The 10,445-nt window shown below is 47.1% G+C and carries 14 protein-coding genes; 12 read left to right on the top strand and 2 right to left on the bottom strand.

What is annotated here, in order from left to right; genetic code table 11:
- The first annotated feature begins 177 nt into the window (after positions 1–177).
- Positions 178–1,563 carry an MFS transporter gene (locus tag Q7V06_RS04755; protein ID WP_304838877.1) on the top strand — a complete coding sequence of 462 codons (1,386 nt, stop codon included), beginning with the start codon at positions 178–180 and terminating at the stop codon, positions 1,561–1,563.
- Here Q7V06_RS04755 and Q7V06_RS04760 read toward each other — a convergent pair.
- Positions 1,560–1,931 carry a hypothetical protein gene (locus Q7V06_RS04760; RefSeq protein WP_304838880.1) on the bottom strand — a complete coding sequence of 124 codons (372 nt, stop codon included), beginning with the start codon at positions 1,929–1,931 and terminating at the stop codon, positions 1,560–1,562. The genes Q7V06_RS04755 and Q7V06_RS04760 overlap by 4 nt on opposite strands.
- Before the next feature lie 134 nt (positions 1,932–2,065).
- Between Q7V06_RS04760 and Q7V06_RS04765 the strand changes: the two genes are divergently transcribed.
- A complete protein-coding gene (locus Q7V06_RS04765) occupies positions 2,066–2,974 on the top strand; it encodes an ABC transporter ATP-binding protein (RefSeq protein ID WP_304838883.1) in 909 nt (302 codons plus the stop codon).
- A 3-nt stretch (positions 2,975–2,977) separates the two neighbouring features.
- Complete coding sequence (locus Q7V06_RS04770; protein WP_304838886.1) at positions 2,978–3,760, top strand: ABC transporter permease; 783 nt, start codon at positions 2,978–2,980, stop codon at positions 3,758–3,760.
- A gap of 137 nt (positions 3,761–3,897) precedes the next feature.
- Here Q7V06_RS04770 and Q7V06_RS04775 read toward each other — a convergent pair whose 3' ends face one another.
- Positions 3,898–4,077: a hypothetical protein gene (locus tag Q7V06_RS04775; protein ID WP_304838888.1), complete on the bottom strand. Its 180-nt coding sequence runs from the start codon at positions 4,075–4,077 to the stop codon at positions 3,898–3,900.
- A 600-nt stretch (positions 4,078–4,677) separates the two neighbouring features.
- Here Q7V06_RS04775 and Q7V06_RS04780 point away from each other — a divergent pair.
- The 9 genes from Q7V06_RS04780 to Q7V06_RS04820 all read left to right on the top strand — a co-directional run bounded on the left by Q7V06_RS04780 (position 4,678) and on the right by Q7V06_RS04820 (position 10,376).
- Positions 4,678–4,992, top strand: a complete 315-nt coding sequence (locus tag Q7V06_RS04780; RefSeq protein WP_304838891.1) for a DUF2551 domain-containing protein — start codon at positions 4,678–4,680, stop codon at positions 4,990–4,992.
- 74 nt (positions 4,993–5,066) lie between these two features.
- On the top strand, positions 5,067–5,351 hold the full coding sequence (locus Q7V06_RS04785) for a hypothetical protein (protein WP_304838894.1): 285 nt from the start codon (positions 5,067–5,069) through the stop codon (positions 5,349–5,351).
- Positions 5,341–5,748: an archease gene (locus tag Q7V06_RS04790; RefSeq protein ID WP_304838897.1), complete on the top strand. Its 408-nt coding sequence runs from the start codon at positions 5,341–5,343 to the stop codon at positions 5,746–5,748. The genes Q7V06_RS04785 and Q7V06_RS04790 overlap by 11 nt, the downstream gene beginning before the upstream one ends.
- A 10-nt stretch (positions 5,749–5,758) precedes the next feature.
- Complete coding sequence (locus tag Q7V06_RS04795; RefSeq protein WP_304838900.1) at positions 5,759–7,192, top strand: RtcB family protein; 1,434 nt, start codon at positions 5,759–5,761, stop codon at positions 7,190–7,192.
- A complete protein-coding gene (locus Q7V06_RS04800; RefSeq protein ID WP_304838903.1) occupies positions 7,189–7,770 on the top strand; it encodes a hypothetical protein in 582 nt (193 codons plus the stop codon). The genes Q7V06_RS04795 and Q7V06_RS04800 overlap by 4 nt, the downstream gene beginning before the upstream one ends.
- Before the next feature lie 31 nt (positions 7,771–7,801).
- Positions 7,802–8,224, top strand: coding sequence for a DUF2111 domain-containing protein (locus Q7V06_RS04805; RefSeq protein ID WP_304838906.1), 423 nt, complete (start codon positions 7,802–7,804; stop codon positions 8,222–8,224).
- 5 nt (positions 8,225–8,229) lie between these two features.
- Positions 8,230–9,210 (top strand): biotin--[acetyl-CoA-carboxylase] ligase, encoded by a 981-nt coding sequence (locus tag Q7V06_RS04810; protein ID WP_304838909.1) that lies wholly within the window; start codon positions 8,230–8,232, stop codon positions 9,208–9,210.
- 51 nt (positions 9,211–9,261) lie between these two features.
- Complete coding sequence (locus Q7V06_RS04815; protein WP_304838912.1) at positions 9,262–9,780, top strand: biotin transporter BioY; 519 nt, start codon at positions 9,262–9,264, stop codon at positions 9,778–9,780.
- Positions 9,777–10,376, top strand: a complete 600-nt coding sequence (locus tag Q7V06_RS04820) for an ATP-binding cassette domain-containing protein (protein WP_304838915.1) — start codon at positions 9,777–9,779, stop codon at positions 10,374–10,376. Before Q7V06_RS04815 ends, Q7V06_RS04820 begins: the two co-directional genes overlap by 4 nt.
- The last annotated feature ends 69 nt before the right edge of the window (positions 10,377–10,445 follow it).

The following is a 10,445-nucleotide window of genomic DNA, read 5'->3' on the forward strand; positions in this document are numbered from 1 at the left end:
TTTCAGAAGAATGTCTGCGAAAAGAACAGATGCGACGCTACAGGTGATAAAAGCATTCACCGGCGAAAAAACATCCACCACGCATTATAGTAATGTTATCGTAGGGAATATATAAAGGTGTGGTTCGTTTCATTTAGATAGATTAATAATTGAAGAGTTAAAATATATTATGATAAGATGGGAGAGAACTCACCACAGACCCGATCATGGCTCAGAATCATCCTGATAATTTCCACATTAGGATCATTTCTGACACCTTTCATCGGCTCGATGGTAAACCTCGCCCTCCCTCAGATCGCAGTCGAGTTCTCAGCTGATGCAATCCTGATCGGCTGGATCCCGACGATCTATCTCTTATCTTCGGCGATGTTCCTGATACCTCTTGGAAAGATCAGTGATATCTATGGGAGGAAGAAGGTCTTTATCTCCGGGATTGTCATTATTGGAGTTTCGTCTTTTCTTATCCCATTCTCACCATCATTCCTTGTTCTGATAGCGCTCAGAGGCATTCAGGGGATCGGGAGTGCATGTATCTTCGGAACATCTGTAGCGATCGTCTCATCGGTATTTCCAAGAGAGGAACGCGGGCGTGCACTTGGGATCAATGTAACCGGCGTCTATGCAGGCCTCTCGTTAGGTCCGGTAATCGGCGGTTTTCTCACCCATTACCTCGGATGGCGTAGTATATTCCTCATCCTTGTCCCGTTATGTATCATTATCATGTATGCAGTAACCCATTATATTCGTGAAGACTGGGCTGACCCCGATCCTCACCCATTTGATCTCGTCGGGGCTCTGCTCTATTCAGGTGTTGTCTTCTTTGGTATCTTTGGGATGACATCTATCACCCGGACTGAAGGTGTACTCTCTCTCCTCCTCTCGTTTTTACTCCTTCCGATCTTTCTCGGACATGAGAGCAGGACAGATTTCCCGGTATTTGATGTACGAATCTTCCGAAAGAACCGTGTTTTCACTTTCTCAAATATAGCGGCATTGATCAACTATAGTGCAACCTTTGCAATTGCGTTTCTCCTGAGTCTTTACCTTCAGATAGTGAAAGGATTTGATCCGAAAAGTGCAGGTTTAATCCTTGTGAGCCAGCCATTGATGCAGGCACTCTTCTCCCCATACGCTGGGAGACTCTCTGACAGGATTGAGCCTAAGTTTATCGCATCAGCAGGTATGGGCCTGAATGCACTTGGCCTGATTGTTCTTGCCGGGATATCAGCTGATACTTCAATTCCTGTCATCATTCTGGCACTTCTATTCCTTGGATTTGGATTTGCCCTCTTCTCTTCTCCAAATACCAATGCAGTGATGGGATCGGTGAGTCAGACTGAATATGGGGTTGCCTCAGGAACGGTTGCAACGATGCGACTGCTTGGAATGGCCTTATCGATGGGTATCACCCTCTTCCTCTTCACGGTATTCATTGGTGCGGTTGAGATAGGAACAAAACAGGCAGCAGAGCTTATACTTGCACAAAGAATGGCATTTATTATATATGCTTGTCTCTGCCTCATCGGTGTTGTTATATCACTTGCACGGGGAACGAAGAGTTAATCTGACTTTTTGAAAAGCCTCTGTGCAAAACTGGTAATCGCAAAGGTAGTTCCCATCATCCAGATGCTGAAAAAGTCACAGGCAACAAAGAAGAGCGAATCGTCGGGATATTGGCTATTCCTGACATTTCTGATGGAGAAGAACGCGAGAAGCAGCCATAGCGTTGCAACGGTGGATTGCCCTATGACAGAGATCCAGAGTCCAAGAGAGGCAAAGACCAGACAGAGGATATATGCGAGAAGACTTGTAAAACTCGCTGTAAAGAAATTCATGACCGCACCACGCTGCATGACATCCTGAAGCTGGGGAATGAGCATGACCGCCAAGAGGAACGTGATGACCGTAATTGCAATATCCTGCCAACTCATAATTACTCCCTGGATCAGATAGAAGATGATTAAACTCTACCAGGTACTATGAACACACACACATATGAGACGATCATAATTGTCATTGCCAAAGTTATGAATAATATGGTAAAAACCTGAAAGGATAGAAGGATATGATGGATGTAATCTCTGCAACAGCGCTTCGGAAGAGGTTCGGCAACCTTGTTGCAGTCGATGGGATCAATTTTTCTGTTTATGAGGGTGAGATTTTTGGTTTTCTTGGCCCAAATGGTGCCGGGAAGACGACGGTAATGAAGATGGTTCATTGCGTCTCCAGAAGAACGAGTGGTGATCTTTTCGTCTTTGGAATGGATGCAGAATCACATCCACGAGAGATTAAACAGAGACTCGGTGTTGTTCCGCAGGAGAACAACCATGATCCTGACTTCTCTGCATTTATGAATCTCACGGTTTATGCGCGTTATTTTGGGATTCAAAAGAGACTGGCTGAGGAGCGGGCAGATGAACTCCTTGACTTTATGCAGTTATCAGAGAAGAGAGATGTTCCTGTCGAGACTCTGTCCGGCGGGATGAAGCGCCGCCTCATTATTGCCAGAGCTCTGATGAATAATCCCGAACTCCTCATCCTGGATGAACCGACAATCGGTCTTGATCCACAGGCACGACACCTCATCTGGGAGAAGCTCCGTCATCTCAGATCGACTGGGTGCACGCTGGTGATGACAACTCACTATCTGGATGAGGCGGCACGCCTCTGTGACAGACTCGTCATTATGGATCAGGGGAAGATTCTCGTTGAAGGGAGTCCAAAAGAGCTTGTAAGAGAACATGCAGGAACCGATATCGTTGAAGCGAATGCAACGCCTGATGTCATTGCATGTCTTGAAACTGCTGGTGTCGTCTTTGAGACCTTTGGAGATATCATTCAGGTGCAGACAGGAACACCTCAGAAGATCGTATCTGCCCTGATGGAGTCGTGTCGCCTTGAGAATGTCACCGTCCGGAGAGCGACCCTGGAAGATGTCTTTCTGAAGCTTACCGGCCGGACATTACGGGAGTGAATAATGGCATATTTTGGACTTTCAGAGATCTCACGGGGATCGATTGCGGTATGGCGGCGGAATATGGATGCATTCATGAAGACATACCAGGTCAACTTTATCCCCCCTTTCGTTGAGCCGGTCCTTTATCTTCTTGCTCTTGGGTATGGTGTCGGCGCCCTAATTCAGGAAGTGGACGGAATCTCCTATCCTGTCTTCATCGCACCCGCCCTCGTTTCAATATCGGTGATGTACTCATCCTTCTTTGAATGCACCTACTCAAGCTATGTCAGGATGTACTATCAGAAGACATTTGATGCGATGATCGCAACTCCTCTCTCAATAGAAGATGTGATCACAGGTGAGATTCTCTGGGGGGCGACCAGAAGCACAATCTATGCAACCCTTATGATTCCGGTTCTCTTCCTCTTTGGGGTTATTGATATGCCGACATCGCTTCTTCTTATCCCGTTTGCGATCCCGGCGGGTCTCCTCTTTGCGGCGATTGGTATCTGCTTCACAGCCATCACACCGGGTATCGATGCACTCAACTATCCTGCATTTCTCTTCATTACCCCGATGTTCCTCTTCTCAGGGACGTTCTTCCCCATATCCATACTTCCCCAGACACTCCAGTACTTTGCATTTGGATTTCTTCCGCTTGCGAATGTTGTAAGCGTCAACCGCGCAATTACATTTGGAGAGTTTTCCCCGCTCATTTTATACAATATTCTATGGGTCATCGGAGTGGGAGCGTTATTCTTCCTGATTGCCCTGAAGTTGATGAAGCGGAGGCTTACAGTATAACTCGTTGTGAAGAAGAGAGATTGTATCCGTCTGTAACGATCACTTTCAGAATTTAGGATCACTTCCTGCCGGATTGGCGACTAAGCAGAACCATATGCCAGCACCTGTAAAATGAAAGGATGGAGCTCAATAGCGGCTTATTCAGGGAACCTGAGAAAGTAGCATGCGCCCAGATCCAGTTTCTCACCCGGACGGAGGTTCTGCAGATGTTTATCTGCATGTTCAAAGCAGACATATGACCCGCAACACCCATAGATCTGGCATCCGACAGCCTTCCTCCCACATATTGTACAGACTTCATCGTGAATTATGATCACCTCCGATTCAAAAGTGATGTGGATTACATCAACCGTTCGTCATTGTCTCAGGTAAACTCTCTGGCATAACAACTTTGCCCATTCAAAAGGATTGAGACATACACACATCATACTGTCTTTATTATCTATAGATCCATTTCTCTCCAGGAAATTGACACTATTAACCGATACTACCAGAATCCAGGTGACATGAGTATAAAGCGCGCCTGATTCTTCCCGTTTTATTAGCTTCCCAAAAAAATGGCAAAATGCTTTTTTAGAGAATTTAACCATTATTTATTGATATACAACTCTCTTCGATCATCACAATAATAATAAGATATATAGAAGATCCATTGTTATTATGAGAGGAGTATCCATCGTCACATAGAATGGTAGTATCAACATTTTTTTCTACATTGTTTACACTCCCGGATAAATAACTCCAAAATACCGACCTTAGACAAAATAAGATGAGTATAGACGTTATTCTATGTGCGGCATAATCATGTCCTAATATCAAAAGAGGGTCTTCTTTGGCATCTGATAGCGGAATCGTCAAAAATTCATCATGATCAAAAAAACAAAAGGTATATATATATGCGGCGCTGTAATCTCTGTATGCTCTCACCGGGGGAGATTAAAAAGGAGATCGAAGAACGCTTAAAGGCGTATCTTTCCAGAGATAAATCAGGCATTCGAAAAGAGTTGCTCACTATTTTCATACGCATTCGCTCACTTACAATCGCCGATATCCATGCTCGATTAAACGAACGTTTTAGTATCAGTATCAAAGCAGTTGCATCCATGGTTGGGACTATTGCATCAAGAATTGGTATTCTTCATGTCCGGAAAAATCCTGAAGGATCAACCGGTGTCTATGAGGTAAAAGAACAGTATCTTGAGATTATGACACGTATCGTATCTACGATTTAGTATAATCCCACCTTCTTTTGAAACCTATCACAACAGAACCATTTTTATTCAACCCCTTCCCATTAATCAGATACATGAGGAGACCGTTTGGAGATACAACAGAGACGCCAGAGATCACGATCAATGACGATGTGAGGGCGTATATCCATGAGCGAGGGTGCGACTTTCGGGTATGTACATCCTGTGGAGGTCCTATCCTCCTTCCAGTCTCAATTAAAAGCCCGAAATCCACAGATATCCGCATATCTGTCGGAGATCATGTCCTTTATGTCTCACGATATCAAGTGAAATGGATTCAGACGATTAATATGCAGATGGTCCCACGGTACTCCGGCCATGGATATTCCGATGAGTTTTGAGGAACTTGAACATACTGCGGACGTAAGGATACGGGTTTTGGCTAAGAGCAGGGAAGAGCTCTTTATCTCTGCTGCAAATGCAATGTTTGGGATTCTGTATCCTGGTGAGTGCAGCATCCGGTCAGAGAAGATCGTTCTGGTGGATGGAGAAAACGCAGAAGAGCTCCTCTGGGAGTTCCTCTCCGAACTACTCTTCATATCTGAGGTTGAGTCATTTGTCGTCTGTGAAACGACTGTTCAGTTTACAAAAGGCGGTCTTACAGGATTGATCCGTGGTGAACCATTCGAACGAAACCGGCATGGTGGCGGGAGAGAGATCAAAGGAGTCTCATACTCAGGACTCTTCATACGACAGGAAGGGGCAGAATTTAACTGTGAGATCATCTTTGACATATGAGGTGTAACAGATGCTGCAAGGAATCAACAAGGTCGGGATGCATGAATGGGAGGTTCCTGTCGGATACATTCCGGATATGAGGGTATCCGGGAGGCTTTTTCTCTCAGACGAACTTGGTGTTACCCTTGAAGAGGGGGCGGCACGGCAACTTGCGAATGTTGCCACACTTCCCGGAATAATCGGACACGCTTTTGGTATGCCTGATATTCACTGGGGATATGGATTTCCAATCGGTGGTGTAGCAGCTTTTTCTGAAGAGGAGGGGGTAATATCACCTGGCGGAGTTGGATTTGACATTAACTGCGGTGTCAGGCTGATAACAACCCCGCTGAGACTCAGGGATCTTGGAGACCGTGAATCGATCATACAGAAGCTCTATGAGAGTGTCCCGACAGGTGTCGGCTCAAAAGGAGCTTTTCGCCTCTCAGGGTCAGCACTTGATGATATCCTTGCCCTCGGATCCACATGGGCGATCAAAGAAGGATATGGCATTGCCGAAGATGCTGTCCGGTGTGAAGAGGGTGGATTCATGAAAGAGGCTTTCCCGGATGGAGTGAGTGAAAAAGCCCGAAAAAGGGGCATCCCCCAGTGCGGCACGCTCGGTTCGGGAAACCATTTTCTGGAGCTTCAGGTGGTATCTGATATCCGTGATGAAGAGACGGCAAAGACCTTTGGCATCGAAGAAGGAACCGTCTGCTGCATGATCCATTGTGGATCACGAGGCCTTGGCCATCAGGTCTGTACTGACCATTTAAAAAGTCTTGAAAAGGCATCGACACGATATGGAATCAAACTCTCGGATAGACAGCTTGCCTGCGCCCCCCTCACATCTCCCGAAGGAAATGCCTATTTTGGTGCTATGGCAGCTGCAGCTAACTATGCATGGGCCAATCGCCAGATCATCACTCATCAGGTACGAATCCTCTTTGAGTCGGCTTTTGGGATTGCGTATAAGGAGATGCCACTCATCTATGATGTTGCACATAATGTTGCAAAATGGGAGGAGCATACAGTCAATGAAAAGCTCCAGCGTGTCTGCGTCCATCGTAAAGGAGCAACCAGGGCTTTTGGGCCAGGACGGCCTGAACTACCTGACATCTACCGGAAGACCGGCCAGCCCGTGATTATACCCGGCAGCATGGGGACTGCATCGTACCTGCTTGCGGGGACTGAGACTGCGATGATGAAGACATTCGGAAGTACCTGCCATGGAGCAGGACGGGTGAGCAGCAGGAAGGATGCAAAGAAATCCGTGCGGGGAGCCGCAATCTCTTCAGAGCTTAAAAAACGTGGTATTATAGTAAAAGCACCCTCAGGTGATGCTATTGCAGAAGAGGCCCCTGAAATGTACAAGTCAAGCGATGAGGTGGTACGCGTTGTTCATGAAGCAGGGCTCTCGCGGATCGTTGTGCAATTGATGCCTCTTGGGGTGATCAAAGGATGAACGGGGGATCTCCCGCCCTTATATGGGAAGATAAACTCATGTTTCAGCGACTGGTGGAAGACTGTGTCGGATCATGTGAGCTTGTGACGCCGCACCTGCTTGCAGCCCCATTCTATCGCGGCTCATTTGGCACACTCATTATCCCGACCGGTTTTGCTAACAAAGACTACTCACGCGTCCTCCCAGCCCTCCGTGCAACAAAGAGCCGTATGGAGCGTTTCATCAGATCTGGTGGACAGATCATCGTCTTTGGAGGAGGTGGTGCTGTACCTGACTGTTATGACTGGCTCCCTTTTACCGTTCGCTACCATTTTCATTATGGTCCGCAGCCTCTCATCATCAGAAGAGAGGGGCAATCGACCATACTCTTTGAGGGGTATGATCTGGATGCCTTCGAATGTGACGGATACTTCACCGATTATGAAGGAGATGCTGTTGCAGTAACACAAGATGGGCATCCTGTTCTCATCGATGAGGCTGTCGGCTCCGGCCGCGTGGTTCTGACAACAGCGCATGAATACCCATCCAGAGCATTTCTTGCAACCTTCTGTTCATGCAGAAGGGAAAACTTCTTTTAGCTGGAACAGTTATGGATGTTAGGGTTCCATTATGCATCGATATACCATTGCCCGGGATTCTTCTGCCGATGATCTCGAACCGATCCTGATGACAATTCATTCTATTCTTTCAGGTCTTCCTATGACTGCTAAGTCTGCAGACAAACCTGGTATCCGGATCGAAGAGGGAAAGGTGATAGACAGAGCCTACAATGGACCGGTTCTTGAAGAGGCAGTCGCAATGAATCATCTGATAAAAAAAAGACCGACTGAGGGGCCATACAAAGGTATTCCCGTCGTTGTTGCTCCAATTCGTGATAATGAAGGAGAAGCAATCGGTGCAATCGGAGTTGTTGATATAACCGGCATCTTTGACCTGGCAACACTCATGGAACATCAGTCATTTATTCTTCGTCAGGTATGTGGGGCAGATCCCTGCCCAATAGTAACCGAACAGAGCAGTGCAAAAAGGTAATCGCGATGACAAGTGCAGCGTTTAACGTTCTGAAGATCCTTGACCGTCATGAGGAAAAAATCTCTGGAGAAAAGATAAGTGAAGAGCTTGGCATCAGCAGATCTGCTGTCTGGAAGCATATCGAAGAGCTACGTCACCTCGGTTATGAGATAGAGGCATCCCCAAAAGAGGGGTATCATCTCATACAGAGGACTACAAAACTTCTCCCCTATGAGATCAAACGACATCTCAGGACGAAGAGGATCGGATCTGACATCCACTATGTTGCAAGCACACCATCAACAATCTGGCTTGGCAAACAGATGATCCGGGAGATCGAGCGGGATGCAGGAGATGGGCTTGTGATCATTGCAGAAGAGCAGACTGGTGGAATCGGTCGGCTCGGACGCTCATGGGCATCGCCGTTTGGCGGCATCTGGACGACGATTGTCATCAGACCATCGATCCCGATATCAAGCGCATTCATGATCATGATGGCTGCATCGGTTGCGGTTGCACGGGCCATACGGAAAGAGTATGATATCGGGGCATTGATCAAATGGCCAAACGACATCTTTATTGGTGATAAAAAAGTTGCCGGAATGCATCTTGAGCTCTCTGCTGAAGCTGATGTCATCCACTATTGCCTCCTCAGCATTGGAATTGATGTAAATGTCTCTGTAGCGGAACTTATGCCGGTTCTAAACCGTGAGGTCACTTCAATCTCAGAGGAACTGGGATATGAGGTCGATCGGGCAAAGTTCCTCGCGCGTCTCCTGACTGAGTTTGAACGGCGCTATACCCTTGTTGAAAAGAATGAATATGAGGCTTTAACACGTGAATGGAAGAGTCTCTCCTGCACACTTGAACACAGGGTGGAGATCAGAACCCTGAAGAAGACCTTCGAAGGTGAGGCGATAGATATCGATGATCATGGCGCTCTGATTATCAGAAAGGATAATGGTAAGATTGAGCGGGTAATCGCCGGAGATTGCCACATCCTCTAATAATACCACCATTTTTTTATTGTCAACCTGCAAACTATGATCGGGTTGACGATGTATGGTAATATTGAGTACTCACGAGTTCTGACAAAGACAGCTACCTTCACCACATTGATTGCGCTTGGAGGCTGGATCTCAATTGCGATTCCATTCCTTCCTCTTGTGCCATTTACGCTCCAGACACTCTTTATTCTGCTGGCAGCAGTGGTGATGAAACGTTACGCAGTCCTTCCTGTGGGTCTGTTTATACTCCTTGGCCTCTGCAATCTACCGATCTTTCATAATGGAACGGCCGGTATCGGGGTGTTGCTCGGCCCCACCGGAGGATATATAATCGGATTTCTCCCCGCAGCCCTGATCGCCGGTCTCTTCCTAGAAAAGAGATCTGTTTATGCAGGTATTGCCGGTGTCGCCCTTGCAAGTCTTATCATCTATGCTTTTGGATCGGCATGGCTTGCTCTCTCTACAGGAATGCCGTTTGCCGCTGCGGTTATGATCGGAGTTATCCCCTATATCCCTGGCGATATCCTGAAGGCTGCTGCAGCACTCATCATTGGAAAAAGAGTCGCATGATTCGCATCACCAATCTTCACCATCGTATCCTGGCACTATCAGACCTCTCACTTAAGGAAGGAGTGACAACAGTACTCGGACCGAATGGTTCGGGTAAGACCACCCTCCTCTCAATCTGTGCTGGTCTGATCACTCCTGACATGGGATCGGTCAGAATTGACGGTATGCTGCCACGGGAAACCGAGGTCGGATGGGTATCTGAGTTTCCTGATAGAAATATTCTCTTTGAACGAGTATTTGATGAGATTGCAGCTCCCCTCAGATTCCGGCGGAGGCCGATGGATGAGATTAATCTGCGAACTGCAATAATCGCAGAGAGACTTCAGATCACACCACTCTTATCGCGGACCACCCGTTCTCTCTCAGGAGGAGAGAAGGTGTTGGTTGCTCTTGCATGTGCCATTGTAACTGATCCGCTCCTCCTTGTCATAGATGAGGCAGACTCTCATCTTGACAGGGAGACCGCCCGGCAGGTGCAGGAGGCGATACGATCAGATCCTCCTAAGTATCTCCTCCAGAGCAGCCAGTACCGGGAGATTGTAAAGGCAACTGATCAGGTGATAGAACTCTCTCATGGAACAGTAAAGAGGATATGAAATGGAGCTTTCAGCAGAGTCTCTCTCCTATCGGCAGGGTGATTTTACCCTTTCTGCGGATCAGGTCTT

Source organism: Methanocalculus sp. (genome assembly GCF_030651615.1).
GTDB lineage: Archaea > Halobacteriota > Methanomicrobia > Methanomicrobiales > Methanocorpusculaceae > Methanocalculus.

Coding starts and splice junctions, on each gene's coding strand:
- Q7V06_RS04755 (WP_304838877.1), top strand. CDS start 178: ATGGGAGAGAACTCACCACAGACCCGATCATGGCTCAGAATCATCCTG.
- Q7V06_RS04760 (WP_304838880.1), bottom strand. CDS start 1,931: ATGAGTTGGCAGGATATTGCAATTACGGTCATCACGTTCCTCTTGGCG.
- Q7V06_RS04765 (WP_304838883.1), top strand. CDS start 2,066: ATGATGGATGTAATCTCTGCAACAGCGCTTCGGAAGAGGTTCGGCAAC.
- Q7V06_RS04770 (WP_304838886.1), top strand. CDS start 2,978: ATGGCATATTTTGGACTTTCAGAGATCTCACGGGGATCGATTGCGGTA.
- Q7V06_RS04780 (WP_304838891.1), top strand. CDS start 4,678: ATGCTCTCACCGGGGGAGATTAAAAAGGAGATCGAAGAACGCTTAAAG.
- Q7V06_RS04785 (WP_304838894.1), top strand. CDS start 5,067: ATGAGGAGACCGTTTGGAGATACAACAGAGACGCCAGAGATCACGATC.
- Q7V06_RS04790 (WP_304838897.1), top strand. CDS start 5,341: ATGAGTTTTGAGGAACTTGAACATACTGCGGACGTAAGGATACGGGTT.
- Q7V06_RS04795 (WP_304838900.1), top strand. CDS start 5,759: ATGCTGCAAGGAATCAACAAGGTCGGGATGCATGAATGGGAGGTTCCT.
- Q7V06_RS04800 (WP_304838903.1), top strand. CDS start 7,189: ATGAACGGGGGATCTCCCGCCCTTATATGGGAAGATAAACTCATGTTT.
- Q7V06_RS04805 (WP_304838906.1), top strand. CDS start 7,802: ATGCATCGATATACCATTGCCCGGGATTCTTCTGCCGATGATCTCGAA.
- Q7V06_RS04810 (WP_304838909.1), top strand. CDS start 8,230: ATGACAAGTGCAGCGTTTAACGTTCTGAAGATCCTTGACCGTCATGAG.
- Q7V06_RS04815 (WP_304838912.1), top strand. CDS start 9,262: ATGTATGGTAATATTGAGTACTCACGAGTTCTGACAAAGACAGCTACC.
- Q7V06_RS04820 (WP_304838915.1), top strand. CDS start 9,777: ATGATTCGCATCACCAATCTTCACCATCGTATCCTGGCACTATCAGAC.